Source organism: Nostoc sp. CHAB 5715 (genome assembly GCF_020829685.1).
Classification (GTDB): domain Bacteria; phylum Cyanobacteriota; class Cyanobacteriia; order Cyanobacteriales; family Nostocaceae; genus Nostoc.
In genome coordinates, this window is sequence record NZ_JAIVFR010000020.1 from 1 (window position 1) to 17,233 (window position 17,233).

Consider the following 17,233-nt stretch of genomic DNA (forward strand, 5'->3'; position numbering starts at 1 on the left):
CGATCGCGCCCAGGATGTAAACTCGATGTTTAGCGATCGCACCATAAAAGCAATTATTCCCATGCGTGGTGGTTGGGGTTGTAATCGCATTTTACCTTTACTCAACTACTCGCTAATCCGCTCCCATCCGAAAATTATCATCGGTTACAGCGATATTACGACGCTGTTGTTAGCAATTAATGCCCGTAGTCAAATGATTACTTTTCATGGGCCAGTTGCTACGTCTACCTGGAATCAATTTACAGTCGATTACTTCAAGCGCATCCTATTTAATGCTGAAGCTGTGATTATGCAAAATCTCAACCCTAGCGAAGTGCGGATGGAGATAATAGCACCGGGAAAAGCGAGAGGTAAACTTGTGGGTGGAAACTTATCGGTGCTGTCAGCGATGGTAGGTTCACCTTACCTACCTTCTTGGCACAAAAGCATTCTGTTTGTGGAAGAAGTTGGCGAAGATGTTTATCGTATAGATAGGATGCTGACGCAGTTAAAAACTGCTGGGATACTGAATCAAATTGCTGGCTTTATCTTTGGGCAATGCACTAAATGTAGTTTTGGGGATGAACCGTCATTTACATTAATGCAAGTATTGCAACAACACATACTTCCTTTAGGTATTCCTGCTTGGTATGGTTCAATGATTGGTCATATTAAGGATAAATTTACCTTGCCAATCGGTGTGGAAGTGGAAATAGATGCTGAACTTGGGACAATACGAATGTTAGAGGCGGCTGTAAGTCTTGTTTAAGTTATATCTTGCACCAATCCCTACAACCGCCAGAGAATAAATTCTCTTTTCTTTAGGACTTACGCACACTCTACGAATTCTCGGCGCTCTTGGCGCCTTGGCGGTTCGATAAATTAAGCGAAGTTAGCAATTTTTGCGTAAGTCCTGTTCTTATAGCGCAAGTCCACTAAGCGTGGACTACAAACCTTACTCAGTCTTCAATAGATAGACTTTAGCTATCAGCCTCAGAATTCATTCTGAGGCGGTTGTAGGGACTGGTGCAAGTTCTGAGTTGAGCCACGAAAATCAGCCGCGCCACAGTGATTTTGATTAAGATTTTGATAGACAGTATGCATTTCTCCTCGCCATGTTACGACTAACAGAAGTAAAGCTCCCGCTTGATCATCCTGAAGATGAGATCAAGACTGCTATCCTCAAAAAGCTGCAAATCACGAACGAAGATTTGATCAGCTATTCCATCTTCAAGCGTAGCTATGATGCCCGTAAGAAAGGAGAGATTACCCTTGTTTATATTCTGGATGTAGAAACGACTCAAGAAACTCATCTACTCAAGCGCCTGAAAAAAGATCCTCATGTGAGTGTCACGCCAGACATGAGTTATCGCCCAGTGGCACAAGCACCGAGCAATTTGGCGATTCGCCCCATCATCATTGGTACTGGGCCTTGTGGCTTATTTGCGGGTTTGATGCTGGCGCAAATGGGCTTTTGTCCCATCATTTTAGAACGTGGCAAACAAGTCCGCGATCGCACCGTTGATACTTTTGGCTTTTGGAAGAAAAAATCAGACTTCAACCCCGAATCCAATGCCCAGTTTGGCGAAGGTGGGGCGGGTACATTTTCCGATGGCAAACTCTACAGTCAAGTCAAAGATCCCCAGCATTATGGGCGCAAGGTGCTAACCGAACTCGTCAATGCGGGAGCCTCACCGGAAATTCTCTATATCAATAAACCGCATATCGGCACTTTCAAACTGGTGGGAATCGTCCAAAGTATGCGTGCCAAAATCGAATCCCTCGGCGGTGAAATTCGCTTTCAAAGCCGGGTAGAAGATATTAACATCGAAAATGGACAAGTGCGGGGAGTTACCCTCGCCAGTGGGGAATATATCGCCAGCGATTATGTAGTTCTCGCAGTAGGTCACAGCGCCCGCGATACCTTCCAAATGCTATTTGAACGTGGAGTTTACATAGAGCCGAAACCATTTTCCATCGGCTTTCGGGTTGAACATCCCCAGACTCTCATCGACCAATGTCGTTTCGGCGCTCAAGCTGGTCATAAAATTTTAGGTGCTGCCGATTACAAACTGGTTCACCACTGCCAAAATGGTCGCTCCGTCTATAGTTTCTGTATGTGTCCGGGGGGCTTGGTGGTTGCAGCTGCATCAGAACCGGGGCGAGTCGTCACCAATGGGATGAGCCAATACTCTCGCAATGAGCGCAATGCCAATAGTGCGATCGTTGTGGGCATCACCCCCGAAGATTATCCGGGCAACGCCTTGGCGGGAATTGACTTCCAACGGCGCTTAGAAGAACGGGCTTTTGAGTTGGGCGGTGGAACTTATGAAGCTCCAGGGCAGTTGGTGGGAGACTTTCTCAATCATCGCCCTTCTACAGCATTTGGCACTGTTAAGCCATCTTATACACCTGGGGTACATTTGGGTGATTTGAGTGAGAGTTTACCAGATTATGCGATCGCAGCCATCCGTGAAGCACTTCCCGCTTTTGACAAACAAATAAAGGGATTTGCAATGGATGATGCCGTGTTGACTGGGGTAGAAACCCGCACATCATCACCGATTCGGATTAAACGCAAACAGGATTATCAAAGTTTAAATACAGTCGGTCTTTATCCGGCTGGTGAAGGCGCGGGATACGCAGGGGGAATCCTTTCGGCGGGTATCGATGGTATCAAGGTGGCGGAGGCGGTGGCTTTAAGTATTTTGAGTTGAGAGTAATCGTCAAATCTGAAATAGTGAATGCGATGCCTACGGCGGTAAACTACGCTGTCTTTGCATCCGATTTTGGGTTGAGAGCGATCGCCTTAAATCTTTTGCGAAAATGCAATCAAATCTAGCCAGTAGAAAAGTATAGACCAATACGCTTGGGTTAAGGCTAAAACTATGTTACAAAGTCAATTTTTTTAACGAACCGCCAAGACGCCAAGGACGCACAGAGAAGGAAGAAATGCTTAACTGAACTGTATTGAAGTATAGACATCAATCTATTCATTCGCGTCAAGCTTATTCCTGCAATGTTTTGAGGTCTTCCTGAAATTCCGCTACGTCGTAATGAACACAAATGCCTCGATCAGCCAGTAATTTTTGAAACTGCATCCGATGCATTCCGATCAATTCACTAGCCTTTCCTAAGCTGATTTTGTCCCGTTGGAATAGCATAATCACAATTTCCAACAAGAATTCGCGTTCTGGTAAGCCACTGGCTTCGATGATATCGTCCAAAACTGCCAGACTCATGGCTTTTCCTCCAGGTTTGTTTCTTGCATTTTAGCAGTTAGAATAGGCTACCCAGAGCGATCGCCTTCATGTAAATCGCAAAAGCTGACCGATTCTACCTTAGTACAACTCATATTTCATTAACTGACAGGGCAACGTTCCGTTATACACCGCAATTCGCTGGGATGATTTTAGTCCAATCGATTGAGACAGTTCCTTGTTGCCACTTAGCACAAACGCAGTCCAGCCTTTGAAGCGTTGTTTGAGCACATCACCCAAAAGTTTATAGAACGCCGCTAAATCACTATCTCGCCCCAACCGTTCGCCATAGGGTGGATTGCAGAATAAAATGCCACTGTCTGCGGGGGCGACAACATCTGCAAGCTCCATTTGAGAAAACCATACATGGTTATCAACGCCGCAGTTTTGAGCATTATTAATCGCTTGCTCGATTATATTTTCATCGCGATCGCTTCCCCAAATAGGTGCGGGCAGGGTATCCAATTGGCTATCCTTAGCTTCTTGCAGCAGCTTTTCTAAAAGGGATAAATCAAAATCGAGCCAAGTTTCAAATCCAAAGCATTCACGAAACAGCCCTGGTGCTATATTCAGTGCCTTTAGGCTAGCTTCTAGGGGTAAAGTGCCAGATCCACACAGAGGATCGTAGAACATCTGGTCTGGCTGCCAACTTGAAAGTTGAATCAGGGCAGCAGCTAGAGATTCCTTTAGAGGGGCCGATCCAACTGCAGGACGGTAGCCTCGGCGATGCAAACTATTTCCAGAACTGTCGAGTTTAACGGTACAAAAGTCGCGTTCAATATGAACATTGATTCGCACATCTGGTGCATGAAGCTCTACATTTGAACGTTCACCGAGATTTTGCTGCTGCTGGTCAACGATCGCATTTTTGATCTGGAGAGATGTGAAGTGGGTGTGATTGAGGCGATCGTTTTTGCCTGTGGTATTCACCGCCAGCGTCATGTCTGGCGTTAAATAGTTTTGCCAATCGATACTCTGAATGCCGCGATAGAGATCCTTGGCATCAAGGCATGTAAACTCATGGATATTTACCAAGATTCGGAACGGTAGCCTAGCCCAGAGGTTGACGCGATAAAGCAGAGTGCGATCGCCCTCAAAGGCTACACCGCAAAACCCAGGCTCCACTGAATGAGCGCCTAGCTGCTCTAACTCCTGAGCCGCAAGGGTTTCTAATCCGCGAGCAACCGTTGCAAAATACTGATTCATCCTCTAATCCAAAGCATTGTCTTCACTGCTGACCCATTGACGCACTTTAGCTTAACTCATATCTGGTGACCGGACAATTCGCTTTTTCGCCCGTTCGCAATTCGCTTTTTCCGACGTAATTGATAATTAATTCACCTTGGAGTCAAAGCTCCTAATTTCAATTATGAAAAAAACCAAACACGTAGTATCAATATTCAAGAAAGAGCATTCATAAGCCAATACAGTTCAGTTAAGCATTTCTTCCTTCTCTCTGCGTCCTTGGCGTCTTGGCGGTTCGTTAAAAAAATTGACTTTGTAACATAGTTTTAGCCTTAACCCAAGCGTATTGATTCATAAGCCACTGCGGTCTTGGGGTCTCCCCAAGTAGAGCAAGTGGCGTGCGTGGGGTATTATTAATTGCGAATTGCGAATTGGAAAGGAAATCAAGCCTGAGTAAGAACACTAGAGCAAATATTTGTGGAAAGAGATTATTATTTCTTTATTTTCAGTACTATCTTAAATCCAATTAACCCTGATAATATCAAGCTGAAATAGTGTTCAGGCACTTTGTAATACAACCCATTAATTAAAATAGTCAGAGGGATAAACAATGACTTTCGTATCTGATATTGTTCTGCTAAAAGACTTAACATCGTCAGCAGATGAGGATTTGGGCCGGGTAAAAGCCGTACTTCCTGCGACGGTAAATCGTTTAACCAACCCGACGTTAGCAAGTATTTTTGGTAACGACCTGAAATTTGGTATTGCTTCCTTCAAGGATAAGCCAATACCGCCTCTTGGGGGTTCCGCTGACTATGTATATCAAGCAGAAGTTGCTTTGACAAATAATGTAACAACAGTCAAAGACAAAATCTTTGACTTTGAAGCTTTTGGTGGCAATGATAGCTCCGAATCACAATTAGACGCACTCTTGTACGCAGCTTTAGATAGCGGTGGCAGTCTCGGTTACAGAGTAGATTCACTTCGTGTTGTTATAATAGCCACCGATAGTATTTATCACGTTGCTGGCGATCGGGCAGCAGTTAGTCCAAGTGATACTATTGTCAATAACGGAGATGGTGTAATTGATCCTAATGAAGATTATCCAGAGATTGGACAAGTAAAAACTGCGCTAGAAGCAAATAACATTATTCCAATTTTTCTAACTACGAGTGATGTTGCACTCGATTACGAGATACTAGTTACCCAGCTTGGTCGAGGTGGTATAGTGACTCTTGATTCTAGAAGTGAGAATTTTGCTGATGCCATAAAAGAGGCAGTTGCTCGATCGCAAAATGTGATAAGTACTGATGTTATTACGACAAATGGAGACGATACCTTTAGTTTGGGAAATTTTTTGGCTGGCGATCAGGTTATTTTTGCTGGGGACGGTGATGACAATATTTCGCTTTCTGGTGTTATTGGCAACCATTACATTGATGGGGGAGCAGGTTCTGACATCCTTATTGGTGGAGATGGTGCAGACAGAATAGATGGGGGTAGTGATGACGACAACCTTCTGGGCGGCAACGGTGATGATATTCTTTTTGGCAGTAGTGGAAAAGATATTCTGATCGGGAATAAAGGCGACGATTACCTACAGGGAGATAGTGGGGACGACTTCTTAAAAGGAGGCCCTGGTTCAGATAAGTTTGCATTTGCAACAGGATCACAGTTTGATATTAAGGAACTCGGAGTTGATATTATTAGTGACTTCAATCCTGAGCAAGACAAGATCCAACTATCTAAATCTACCTTTACCGCTCTAAGTAACTCAGTCTTCCCAACTGAATTAAATTCCGCAGACTTTGCTACGGTGACGAACGATACTTTAGCGGCAAGTAGTAGTGCGGTGATTGTTTATAATAGCGCAAATGGTAGCCTCTTTTATAACCCCAATGGTTCGGCAGATGATTTTGCTGATATAGATTCCGGGGGTAAATTTGCACAATTGGGTGCTAGCTCCTTTCCTGCTCTAACTACCGCTAGTTTTGAGGTAGTTTTTTAAGGAGGCAGGGGGCACACTTCGGCTGCGCTCAGTGACCAGGGGGCAGGAAGAAGAAAGTAGAAACTCTTTGTGTCTGATGCGTGATATCATGTTCGGCTGATCACTTATAAAACGTCATTGCGAGCGCAACGAAGTGGAGCGAAGCAATTCCCTTGGTCTCTGCGATTGCTTCGCAACGCTTGCAATGACAAGTATTTATCCGAACATGATATGAGTCCTGCATTTTGTACCTCATCTACTTGAAAACTGCTTTAACAAAAAAACAGGAGGCTGTCACCAGGGGCAAACGAAACGGTATAGTTTCAATATGCCTCAAGTCCTTGCTCATCGCTCTGCTTACCTGAATCGATTACTGTCTGTTTGAGCCATCTTAAAAAGTGAGATGCTCCCAGACAAACGAATTGAACTGAGATTCAATCTAGCAATTTCTAAAATCAATCATTGTCTGGCGATAAGCGTCTGGCAAACCTGTATCAAAACACTTGCCTTTAACAACATATCCTGTCATTCCCTCTTCTTGACGTAATCTATCAAGACAAGATGTTAACTGAAATTCGCCTCGTTCTCGGAAATTTTGGTTGATGTGTTCTGCTAAAAAGTCAAAAATTTTCGGCGTTAGTAAATACAAACCAAATATACATAAAAACTCATTTTCTACCATTCCCTGTACGCGCAAATATTGTTGTGCAAACTCAATGGTAGGTTTTTCATAGAGTTGTGTAACTTCCAGAATCGAGTTTAACTCTTGCCAAACTCCTGTTACACATCCAGATATATGAAGATTTTCTGCTGGCGTTGTAGTTAAGCTAACAACGCTTTGATTAACTTGTTCATAAACATTTAAAACTTGACTAGCACAAGATTTGTCAATATCAGATGTATAAATGTGGTCGCCCAACATTAGTAAAAACGGCTCATCTTGCACCCAATCTTTGGCACAAAATACCGCATGACCATAGCCTAATTGCTCCTCTTGCAATAAGATGGTAATTTTGCTACCTAAATGTTCCAGATATTGGCTATACTCTTGATTTTGTGGTGAAAGTTTATTTAAAAGTTCTTTTTTGGGTGGGTTTTTCAATAAATTTTCAAATATTTCTTTGTCATCCGGCTGTACCACAATCCCCACTTCTGTAATTCCAGCACTAATTGCCTCTTCAATAATTGCTAAAATCACAGGTTTTGCCCTACCATCTCGATCAATAATCGGAAAAAGTTCTTTTTTCACAACTTTAGTTGCTGGAAACAACCGAGTCCCAAAACCAGCTACCGGAATCACAGCTTTTCTAACTTTATTTTTTTGCATCAATCGTCAATCCTCATCAGCTTAAAATCTGCCCTACCGCCTGCCTCTTGATCACCCCAACTTCTCAAACAACTCTGCCAACACCACATTAGAAAACAAAAACCCTTGGGGATCAATCAAACGCAACCTTCCCTCTGTAACCTCTACCCAACCTTTCTCAAAATACCCTTGCAAACACCAGCAAATCTCCTCCACCTTTTCTTCCCCAAACCCCTCCGCCAACGTCGCTAAACTCAAACCCTCCGCCAAACGCAACCCCAACATTAATGTTTCTAACAATACTTCTTTTGCGGGGGTCACATCACAATCAATCACACCACCAGCTTCCACCCACTGGTAATACTCCCTAGTTTTACGGGGACGAGTGAAGCGTTTCCCCTCAACATAACTCGCTGCACCCATACCAAAGCCATAGTAAGGACGGTTTTCCCAATAGACTCGATTATGCTGACACTGATGACCAGGTTGAGCATAATTGGAAATTTCATAATGCTCATAACCTGCACTAGTCAAAACTTGCTGCCCCATCTGGTACATTTTGACTGTAGCTTCATCCGTAGGCATTGGAGTATCACCAGGTTTGTAGTAACGACCAAAGGCTGTACCTGGCTCAATGGTAAGATCGTAGATAGAAATGTGAGTGGGTACGATCGCTACCGCTTTGTCTAAGGAATCTTGCCATTGATCCAAAGACTGATGCGGCAACCCAGAAATTAAGTCTAAGCTAAATTCGGGAATATCAGCTTGCCATTGGCATCATAAGTAGAGATTTCAATATAATCAGCGATGCCATCACCGCCGTAGTCAAAGATTTTGGATGTCAGGTTGCCGTTGGTATCATAAGTATAGGTATAGGTTCTGACATAATCAGCGAGCGATGCCATCGCCATCGTCGTCAGAGCTATAGGATGTCTCGTTGCCCTTGGTATCATGTCATTGCGAGCGTAATGAAATGGAGTGAAGCAATCGCAAAGTCTAGATGTTGCGATTGCTACCCTGCGGGAACCCCTTGGGCGAACATTCCGCAACTCTTAGAGACGCTACCGCGAACGCTTCATACCCGTAGGGTATGAAGCGTTCACTCCACTACGTTGCGCTGGCAATGACAATTCATAACGTGGGTTTGATATAACTTACACATTTGGGATGCTCCCATTTTCTAGGTCTTTTAGCGAAGACTTTTCTGATCCGTATCTAATATGGCGTTAAATATTTCTGATGATGCTAAAAAATCAGTTTACTTGGCTTGTGCATCAATTAAATGTACATTAAACGCGGTCTAGGCTGAGGAACTGGACGCCCTAAATCCTTAGCTGTTTCTATCCATTCCTGCATCACTAATTCTACATTATGCAGAGCTTCTTGATAAGTATCACCGTCAGCAGCACAGCCTGGTAATTCTGGTACTTCAGCAATAAAGGCTTGATCTAATTCACTCCAGTAGAGAATGATTTCATAGCGAAACATCATTTTTAGTTCCTAACTTATACTTGAGAATCACTGCACGAACTTGTTTAATTTGATAACTTTTGGCTTTTCCTCTCTTATGTTGCAGGTTCAATATTTCCTGAACATCGGCTTTGATAAAAATACGATGATCGCCACGAATCCGTTCCTCAAAGCCTAGTCGGTATAAAAGTTGCCACAGTTGGGCGAAAGGGATGTCTGTATCAGAAGTCCCAGAGAGGATCTTTTCTAAGAGTTTATCTTGCTGACTCACGTTTTTATAGCTGTCTTAATGCTTCTATAGTCTCATATTTATTTAAAATCAGGGTATAGATGAGTGTTTACTCAAATTTACAAGTGATATAGGCAACTACAGAGGGCAAACTGTTCAGATTGCTCATATCATAATGCTGAGGTATAAATCCGTCTCAGTCAACGTAAAATATTGAGTAAGAAATATTACACAAATATGAAGAACCAAATTCTAGCCATAGCTGCCTTTTTAACCACGATTATGGCAACAACCGTACAAGCAGCAAATTCTGAACATGTTAAACAGTTATTGGCAACCAAGCAATGTCAAAACTGTAATTTGACTAATGCAGGTTTAGTGATGGCTGACTTATCTGGAGCCAATTTGAGCGGTGCTAATCTCACAGGTGCTAACCTCAGCCGTGCAAATTTGAGCGGCGCAGATTTGCAGGGTGCAAACTTGAGTGGCGCGAGTTTATTTGGTGTTAACCTGAGCGAAGCTAAATTTAGTGGGGCAAATTTAGCGGGTGCTGATTTGAGAAATACTTATTTAGCAAATGCACAACTAACTGGTGCTTACTTGAATGGTGCTAACTTCCAAGGTGCAATTGGGATACCATTACAAATTGCTTCACCAGAAGAGTTTTATGCTTGGGGTGTAGCAGAAGGGCAAAAAGGCAATCAACAGCAAGCAATTAGTTATTTTAATCAAGCGATCGCTATTAAACCAGAATATGCTGGTGCTTATTTAGCTCGTGGTGTCGCCCGTTACCAAATACTAGATAGAGAAGGTGCATTCCAAGATGCCCAAGTTGCTGAAAAGTTGTTTACATCCCAAAACAATACCCCTGGAATCCAAACAGCCCAAGTTTTTATTAAAGAACTGCAAACACCCGTAAATGAGAAGGTAAGCGCTGGTAGCCCCAGTTTTGTGGATTTTTTGGGAAGTCTTGGTTCAGTCTTGCTCCAGTTCTTCCCTTTTTAAGAGGGATAATAACAAATGACAAATGACTCCTTTTTAAGAGTGAGATTTGAAACAACAAAGGGATAATAACAAATGACAAATGACAAATGACAAATGACAAATGACAAATGACAAATAAAATTTGGAGGTAAGAATGCGCGATACCTTTAATAAAATGATCGGTCGAACTCGCTATGTAGTCTTTCGCCTATTTCTGCACTTAGGGGGAGGCGAGGTAGCACCAATTTTGGGAGTATTAAATAGTGCTGGACGAGATGCGATCGATGCCGATGGGGACTTAGAAGTTTTGGGAGAAGGATTGGTAGAAATTAGCCAAACCCTACTGCAATACGATGAATATTGGCTTTCTGCTGCTAACGAAGGTGACGTATTTTTTAATGAAGGCGAAGCAGGAGATTACGTAAATGAATTATTTACTGACTCTGCCCAAAGATATCTCAGTGAACCAAGTTACAATTCTGATAGATCGAATGAACCTTTATCTATACCTGTAACCCGCAACGTCATTGTGATGATTACAGTAGCTTATGAAGGAGAAGTACCAGAGTTAGAAACTGATCTTTCTAACGTTCAGGCACTTAAGGAAGGCTTCAAAGCATTGATAAATTTGCATTATAAACATAGATTCAAAGCAATCCAAGTACATTTCTCGCCAGCACAATTAGGCGATGAACTCACTAGTGACCAACTGTTGCAATATTACCCGGAATTGATTCCTTTATAATGTGTTGGGTAGTCCGTACTTACTATTCACACCGAGAAATTGTTAAGCTCAGAGATAGGACAATAATCCAATGATCATGACCATAGTACGTAAATTTACAGCCGTTTTTTTAGCTCTGAGTTTGTGTATGACAACCGTCGCTTGTGGTGGGGGAAACGAAGCTACTCCCCCAGCTAAGAACGTTAGCCAAACTTCTACTAGCACCAAGCTGAGTGACGGAGAGTATCAAATACAACAAGCTACTTATGACGATGCAACTGGTGAATACAGCTTGTTTTTGCTTAACAATAATCCCCCAACCTTTGCAACCGAAAATTTGCAAATGGCACGGTTAACTGATGATGAAATCAAGCAAGGTAAAAAAACCTATCTAAAGGTAGATAAAGGCCAACCGATTTTATATCTAACGGAAGACTTTAAAATTGAATACGTCCACAACGTTACCGAGAATAAAACCAATCCCCAAACAGGACAACAAGAGACAGTTGTAGTCCGTCAAGAAAATAGCTTCTGGGCGCCATTTGCTGGGTCTGTGGCTGGTAGCTTGGCCGGTCAGGCAATTGGTAGTATGTTGTTTAGACCCCAGTATTATGTACCCCCTGTCTATCAATCAGGCCAAGGATTAAGTGGCTTCGGTGGATATGGCGGAAGCTATGGCCAAGCAGTTGAAAGCTACCAAAGTCGCTATAATGCGCCACCCGCAGCCGTGAGAAATCGCACTGCATTCCGCAATACAGGAACAATTAGAAGGTCATATCCGGGAAATTCAACTATACGCAATACACCGCGTAGCACCACAGGTAATAACCGTCCTTCTGGTTCTGGTTTTGGTGGTAGTACATTGCAACCCTCTGGCAGAGCCACTTCACCCAGACGCGACTCTGGTAGTAGTTTTGGTAGTGGACGTAGTTCAGCACCCCGCCGCTCAACTGGTTTCGGCAGCAGACGCCGTTAAAAAATTCCAAGTTTAATAAATAGACTGCCTAAGAAGTGAAGGTAGTGTATTGCATAAAGAAGTCGGAGGGTTGACTTGTAACCCTCCGGCTTCTCTTTATATGCCAATACAGTTCAGTTAACGCTAAAAACCTTACAGCTATTTTCAGGTAAATAGACCACGCGGTAGGGGTAAAGCGCAATGCTCATACGTGTCAATTTAACGTAAAAGCCATGTCCCGCAAGGAACTGAAGTTCCTTGCTAATAGTAAAAGTCATCTGAAGATGACTAAAATATAGCCAAAAATCTTTAGTCTACTTTAGTAGACTTTAGCTGTTAGCCTTGAACTTTAGTTCTAGGCGGGTGAGGAAGGCAACAGTTAAGCTATCTATAGCTTAAGTTGACACCAATGAGCATTGCTAAACCCCTACGATGAAGTCTTACTATCTAAGTCTCTACTGACATGAATCTGTTCGATCTCTTGTTTTAGTTCGTTGATAGTTGCCTGTAACTCTCCGATGACGATCGCCTGCTCAATGATCTTCTTCACCAGTTCTTCTTTGGGCAACTGGCAAAGGCTGTCTGAGTCTAGTTCTTGAGGCTGGTTATTCATCATGATTGTGATCCTCTCCCTCAACAATCACCTTTGTCAATACCCCATACCTGAATCCTTACAAAATTACACCATATAAATTAGGAGACAACCATCCAAATACTATATTTTTTAAGGAGTCTGTTTTGGGTAGGAAAGATTTTAGTGAACAGGTAGTTACCCTAGAGACAAATACGCAAGCACTTCAAAAATTAAAAAAAGGCGCAAATGGTATTTATTTTGGTAGTGCATCGGAAATAGTTGATCAATGCTTAATAAATACATTATCAGTTAGCTATGCAAAAACAGATAAAGCTATTTCTTCATACCAAGAAGATGGTACATACGATAGTAAATGCTCAAGGAAAACAAGAAAACAATCTGTAGATGGATTACGTGAGAACTACCTTTTAATAAACCAAATATATGTCATCTATAGAGATGATGAGAAAAATAGCATAGGAGATTACTATAGTAGTTGGCTTCTTTCAGAAAAAGGTCAAAAACTCATAAAAAATGCAAATTTTATTCCTATTAAGTAATAAATGCGATCGCATTTGCTACACCTCGTTTTCTGCATCGATTTGTCTATAATATTCCTCCATTTCTGCGTCAAATTTCCGTATAATTACAGATTGTTGCTGCCAAAGTTATTATATTCATAACTCTCACTTCATGCGATGTCTACGACGGGCTACGCCTACGCACTTCTGGTGATAGAGTTAAACCAGGTGACACACCCTTAATAATCATACTCTTGCTTCATGCGATCGCCAGTATAATCTCAATCGAACTGAGAAATCACAACCTCTTGATCGGGAAAACGAGCAATTATTGTCAGATTTCCACCAAGAGATTTAATATATCGTGAGAGGGTAGATATTTGAATATCATCCTGATGCTCAATTTTTGAAAGTGCAGATTGTACCACTCCCATATTCTTTGCAACATCGCTTTGAGTATGTCCAAGGGATTCTCGAAGCTCAGAAAGTGTTAATTTGAGCAATGCAAGGTTTGCTTGCATCTCACTTTCTGCTTGTTGTTCAAGAGTCATTTTTTCACGAAGTTCTTTAAATGGCTTCGTCTTCATAGGAATCCTTCTGTTTTTAACTCCTCTAAGTGTTCATCATATAACCTATAGTAATCCGCTTTGATTTTTGAAATTATTTGCGTAGGCGGGGAGTAGGGAATAGGGAGTAGGGAGTAGGGAATCAGGCTTTTCGAGGTGTACGGTGTTTATTCAAAAATCAAATAGGAATCCTATATCTGCTTTTGGCACATTCTCCTCGTACCAGCGATCATCCCCTCCCTTGTTTCCTCCAAGAAGAAGAATAGCGACTCTCCTGGGATCAAATGCATAAAGGATTCGGTACGGTTCTCCTTTGTGCTGCACCCTCAACTCTCTTATATGAGAATGACGTGAGCCGTTTATTTTGGAACTGTAGGGAAAAGGAAGCTCTGGCCCCCGCGCCTCAAGTAGTCGTACTACTGCATCGATTGCAACTTGGGTGCTGTCGTCTAACTCAACCCACCACATTTCAAACTCGTTTGTGAACTCTACCTCCCACGACATTGTTCCCTGATATATATTTTAGCGAGAATATCACCTTTAACTCATATTATGATTGTCTATGCCGACAAGTAAAGAAAAAATATGCTGAAATTTGGCGATGTCTTTTGACTCGCCGATGCAGCGTCTACGCACTTCTAGTGATAGGTTTAAAACAGGCGATTGCACCCCAAATAATCATACTCTTGCTTCATGCGATCGCGCCTCAACTTTCTCATGCATTCAACGAGGGAGAATATCATCTAAGCGAAGTTGCAAGCCAGGTAAAAGCGGCGAATTAATTGCTTGATTTAGTCGGTATTGTTGTTGAATATAGGTGTCTTCAACTAATTTACAAATAGTGAATGTAGGTTGTTTAGGTTTACCAATAAATGCTACACCGCCCAATCCCCGATAATCTACAATCCAATATTCAGGAATGCCTAAAAGTGCATATTCTTCAACTTTCCGTGCATAGTCGGTTTCCCAGTTGGTGCTAACGACTTCCACCACCAATTTAATTGAGCGTCCCATCGTAATTACAGGTTCTCGCTCCCAAAGTGGTTCACGATCAAGAACCATTTCATCAAGAACTACAACATCAGGACGACGAACTGTAGCTGTATCTGCAAAGGGATAAATTAAACAAGTGCGAGGAATAAACCAGGGGAGTTGTTCTGCAACAAGGTAGATCCCAACTTGGGTTGCAAGTTTGCCACTTACCGTTTCGTGTGGGCCAGTGGGTTCCATATCAATTAGTTCTCCGTCTGCTAATTCATAGCGGGGATTATCTCGGTATTGGGAAAGAAAATTTTCAAATGTGAGGGTTTTTGGGGAGATATATGTCATGAAAGTCAATCTCCTAAAGGCAAGTCCTGTTTGATTATAAGTTAACCGCGATCGCTCTTAGCGTCTCCCTTTAAGAGAAGATTGCGACCCCATCACCGCTTTGCTTCTATGCACTTCTAATGATAAGAACTCTTGCAAAAGTTTTTTGTGTAAATGATCTAGTTGCTACAGTAAACCTTTAAAATCTCTAGCAGATGATTAGGTAGATTGGTATGAGTGAAACTACAGAAACGATTTTCAGCAAAATCATTCGTCGGGAAATCCCCGTTGATATTGTTTATGAGGATAATTTAGCCTTAGCATTCAAAGACATCCATCCCCAAGCGCCAGTTCACATCCTTGTCATTCCCAAAAAACCCATTCCCACACTAGCTGATACTGAATCTGAGGATCATGCTTTGTTGGGGCATCTTTTGTTAACCGCCAAACGTGTTGCAAAAGAAGCTGGACTGGAAAACGGTTATCGAGTTGTCATCAACAGTGGTGATGATGGTGGTCAGACAGTCTACCACTTACATCTGCATATTTTAGGAGGACGGCAGTTGAACTGGCCCCCTGGTTGATAAAACCATAAAACTGGATGAATTGTGTCTCTAGACGCGATTCATCACTAAATCAAAAACGCTTCCTTCCAAAATTCTGTAGGAATGTCATCATAGTTATGTAGGACTTACGCACGCTCTACGAATTCTTGGCGTTCTTGGCGTCTTGGCGGTTCGATAAATTAAGCCTTTCGGCGATTTTTGCGTAAGTCCTGTTATGGTAAAGACATTCTGGAGATAAGACAACGGTTTACGCACGCCCTTTAGCACGGTTAATTGAGCAATTGCAACGCCTACCGGGAGTTGGCCCCAAATCTGCCCAACGACTGGCTTTGCATATTTTAAAGCGACCAGAAGCAGAAGTAGAAGCTTTGGCACATGCGCTGATTGAGGCAAAAAAACAGATAGGCTTGTGTTCTGTTTGCTTTCACTTATCTGCTGAACCTGTTTGTGAAATCTGCCGCAATGCCAATCGTGACAACAAAACTATTTGTGTCGTAGCAGATCCCCGCGATGTGATTGCGCTGGAAAAAACCCGCGAATACAAAGGCAAATATCACGTTTTAGGTGGAGTGATTTCACCAATTGATGGAATTGGCCCAGAACAGTTGACTATACTGGCTTTGCAGCGCCGGGTGAATCAGCAAAAACCTCAAGAAGTGATTCTGGCAATTAGTCCGAGTGTAGAAGGGGAGACAACAACACTGTATATCGGTCAGCTACTGAAACCATTTACCAAGGTGACACGGATTGCCTTTGGTTTGCCTGTAGGTGGTGATTTGGAGTACGCCGACGAAGTGACTCTGGCAAGGGCATTGGAAGGACGTAGGGAGTTAGATTAGGCTTAATTAAAGATTATAAACCAATACGTTGGGTTAAGCAAAGCACAACCCAACCTACATTCGCATCATATTTTTTGTGAAATGGTATAACAAGCGGTAAGTTTTGTTGCGGGGTCTAAATCCCCGTTCCGTTGCAAAACCTAATTACGTTATACCATTTCTTTGTGAAGCTGCGCCAAATCTCTTAATTTCTGATTTCTTGGCGTACTTGGCGCTCTTGGTGAACCAGCGCTGTAGGCGGGTTTCCCGCCGTAGGCGACTGGTGAACCCGAAGGGCGGTTCGTTCTTTATTTCTTGCACTATAGGCCAATACGCTTGGGTTAAGGCTAAAACTCTTTGCCAAAGTCAATTTTTTTAACGAACCGCCAAGGACGCAAAGGACGCAAAGAGAAGGAAGAAATGCTTAAGTGAACTGTATTGCACTGTAGGCGCATCTTCTATCTAGAATTGGTATTAGCGTAGCGTAAAGCCTTCTCTAAGAGAGGAACGAGCATCATTACGAATTACGAATTACGAATTACGAATTATTTTAATTCGGCTTACCTGTAATCGTGAATGCTGCCCAGTAATAAGGATGATTATAAAGATTTTTATCTGATGCCATTTTACTATTTCTATATAGTTGTGTCGCTAAATAAGTTTGAATTCGTAATTCTTCAGGATGCAAATTATTCAATACATCTTCATACCATTTTGTTAGTTCTCCAGCAGTTAGTTCTTTCAGCCATCGGGTTGCTTCAGCTAAGGCAGTAACTGCTGATTTATTAGGTTGTAATCGTC

18 protein-coding genes and 3 pseudogenes are annotated in these 17,233 nt (G+C 42.4%); 9 read left to right on the plus strand and 12 right to left on the minus strand.

From position 1 onward, the window contains the following. Together LC574_RS02210 and LC574_RS02215 are read left to right on the plus strand one after the other, a co-directional pair. On the plus strand, positions 1 to 748 hold a 748-nt coding region (locus LC574_RS02210; RefSeq protein ID WP_229451301.1), incomplete at its 5' end, for an LD-carboxypeptidase. Positions 749 to 1,094: 346 nt separating this feature from the next. Beyond that, complete coding sequence (locus tag LC574_RS02215) at positions 1,095 to 2,696, plus strand: NAD(P)/FAD-dependent oxidoreductase (protein ID WP_229451302.1); 1,602 nt, start codon at positions 1,095 to 1,097, stop codon at positions 2,694 to 2,696. A 291-nt stretch (positions 2,697 to 2,987) separates the two neighbouring features. On the opposite strand, the gene LC574_RS02220 is transcribed toward LC574_RS02215, so the two are convergent. Both LC574_RS02220 and LC574_RS02225 read right to left on the minus strand, forming a co-directional pair. Beyond that, positions 2,988 to 3,221, minus strand: a complete 234-nt coding sequence (locus tag LC574_RS02220) for a UPF0175 family protein (RefSeq protein WP_229451303.1) — start codon at positions 3,219 to 3,221, stop codon at positions 2,988 to 2,990. Between the two features lie 99 nt (positions 3,222 to 3,320). Continuing rightward, positions 3,321 to 4,445, minus strand: a complete 1,125-nt coding sequence (locus LC574_RS02225; protein WP_229451304.1) for a class I SAM-dependent RNA methyltransferase — start codon at positions 4,443 to 4,445, stop codon at positions 3,321 to 3,323. 589 nt (positions 4,446 to 5,034) lie between these two features. Here LC574_RS02225 and LC574_RS02230 point away from each other — a divergent pair. Next, positions 5,035 to 6,432 carry a hypothetical protein gene (locus tag LC574_RS02230; RefSeq protein ID WP_229451305.1) on the plus strand — a complete coding sequence of 466 codons (1,398 nt, stop codon included), beginning with the start codon at positions 5,035 to 5,037 and terminating at the stop codon, positions 6,430 to 6,432. A gap of 418 nt (positions 6,433 to 6,850) precedes the next feature. On the opposite strand, the gene LC574_RS02235 is transcribed toward LC574_RS02230, so the two are convergent. The 5 genes and pseudogenes from LC574_RS02235 to LC574_RS02255 form a co-directional block, all read right to left on the minus strand. Then, positions 6,851 to 7,738 (minus strand): UTP--glucose-1-phosphate uridylyltransferase, encoded by an 888-nt coding sequence (locus tag LC574_RS02235; RefSeq protein WP_229451318.1) that lies wholly within the window; start codon positions 7,736 to 7,738, stop codon positions 6,851 to 6,853. Positions 7,739 to 7,789: 51 nt separating this feature from the next. Then, a pseudogene (locus tag LC574_RS02240) lies at positions 7,790 to 8,479 on the minus strand (coproporphyrinogen-III oxidase family protein); the annotation flags it as partial. Next, positions 8,458 to 8,670, minus strand: coding sequence for a hypothetical protein (locus LC574_RS02245; protein WP_229451306.1), 213 nt, complete (start codon positions 8,668 to 8,670; stop codon positions 8,458 to 8,460). The pseudogene LC574_RS02240 and the gene LC574_RS02245, both read right to left, overlap by 22 nt. 325 nt (positions 8,671 to 8,995) lie before the next feature. Then, positions 8,996 to 9,208 (minus strand): type II toxin-antitoxin system HicB family antitoxin, encoded by a 213-nt coding sequence (locus LC574_RS02250; RefSeq protein ID WP_196513700.1) that lies wholly within the window; start codon positions 9,206 to 9,208, stop codon positions 8,996 to 8,998. Continuing rightward, entirely contained in the window at positions 9,192 to 9,458 is a 267-nt protein-coding gene (locus LC574_RS02255; protein WP_229451307.1) for a type II toxin-antitoxin system HicA family toxin, read from the minus strand. The genes LC574_RS02250 and LC574_RS02255 overlap by 17 nt, the downstream gene beginning before the upstream one ends. A gap of 195 nt (positions 9,459 to 9,653) precedes the next feature. On the opposite strand from LC574_RS02255, the gene LC574_RS02260 reads away from it, so the two are divergent. The 3 genes from LC574_RS02260 (at position 9,654) to LC574_RS02270 (ending at position 12,100) form a co-directional block, all read left to right on the plus strand. Further along, positions 9,654 to 10,421, plus strand: a complete 768-nt coding sequence (locus tag LC574_RS02260; RefSeq protein WP_229451308.1) for a pentapeptide repeat-containing protein — start codon at positions 9,654 to 9,656, stop codon at positions 10,419 to 10,421. A 133-nt stretch (positions 10,422 to 10,554) separates the two neighbouring features. Continuing rightward, entirely contained in the window at positions 10,555 to 11,145 is a 591-nt protein-coding gene (locus tag LC574_RS02265) for a DUF1517 domain-containing protein (RefSeq protein ID WP_229451309.1), read from the plus strand. Between the two features lie 70 nt (positions 11,146 to 11,215). Then, positions 11,216 to 12,100, plus strand: a complete 885-nt coding sequence (locus LC574_RS02270) for a hypothetical protein (RefSeq protein WP_229451310.1) — start codon at positions 11,216 to 11,218, stop codon at positions 12,098 to 12,100. A 409-nt stretch (positions 12,101 to 12,509) separates the two neighbouring features. Here LC574_RS02270 and LC574_RS02275 read toward each other — a convergent pair. Next, positions 12,510 to 12,695 (minus strand): annotated as a pseudogene (locus LC574_RS02275) (IS66 family transposase); the annotation flags it as partial. Positions 12,696 to 12,817: 122 nt separating this feature from the next. On the opposite strand from LC574_RS02275, the gene LC574_RS02280 reads away from it, so the two are divergent. Continuing rightward, positions 12,818 to 13,213 carry a hypothetical protein gene (locus tag LC574_RS02280; RefSeq protein WP_229451311.1) on the plus strand — a complete coding sequence of 132 codons (396 nt, stop codon included), beginning with the start codon at positions 12,818 to 12,820 and terminating at the stop codon, positions 13,211 to 13,213. A gap of 242 nt (positions 13,214 to 13,455) precedes the next feature. Here LC574_RS02280 and LC574_RS02285 read toward each other — a convergent pair whose 3' ends face one another. The 3 genes from LC574_RS02285 to LC574_RS02295 all read right to left on the minus strand — a co-directional run bounded on the left by LC574_RS02285 (position 13,456) and on the right by LC574_RS02295 (position 15,069). Continuing rightward, entirely contained in the window at positions 13,456 to 13,761 is a 306-nt protein-coding gene (locus LC574_RS02285; RefSeq protein ID WP_229451312.1) for an XRE family transcriptional regulator, read from the minus strand. A gap of 150 nt (positions 13,762 to 13,911) precedes the next feature. After that, a complete protein-coding gene (locus tag LC574_RS02290) occupies positions 13,912 to 14,244 on the minus strand; it encodes a type II toxin-antitoxin system RelE/ParE family toxin (RefSeq protein WP_229451313.1) in 333 nt (110 codons plus the stop codon). A 219-nt stretch (positions 14,245 to 14,463) separates the two neighbouring features. Beyond that, positions 14,464 to 15,069: a Uma2 family endonuclease gene (locus LC574_RS02295; RefSeq protein WP_229451314.1), complete on the minus strand. Its 606-nt coding sequence runs from the start codon at positions 15,067 to 15,069 to the stop codon at positions 14,464 to 14,466. Positions 15,070 to 15,281: 212 nt separating this feature from the next. On the opposite strand from LC574_RS02295, the gene LC574_RS02300 reads away from it, so the two are divergent. Together LC574_RS02300 and recR are read left to right on the plus strand one after the other, a co-directional pair. Further along, positions 15,282 to 15,632: a histidine triad nucleotide-binding protein gene (locus LC574_RS02300; protein ID WP_229451315.1), complete on the plus strand. Its 351-nt coding sequence runs from the start codon at positions 15,282 to 15,284 to the stop codon at positions 15,630 to 15,632. 224 nt (positions 15,633 to 15,856) lie between these two features. After that, positions 15,857 to 16,453, plus strand: a pseudogene (gene recR / locus LC574_RS02305) (recombination mediator RecR); the annotation flags it as partial. Between the two features lie 529 nt (positions 16,454 to 16,982). Here the strand turns inward: recR and LC574_RS02310 are convergent. Then, on the minus strand, positions 16,983 to 17,233 hold a 251-nt coding region (locus tag LC574_RS02310), incomplete at its 5' end, for a hypothetical protein (protein ID WP_229451317.1).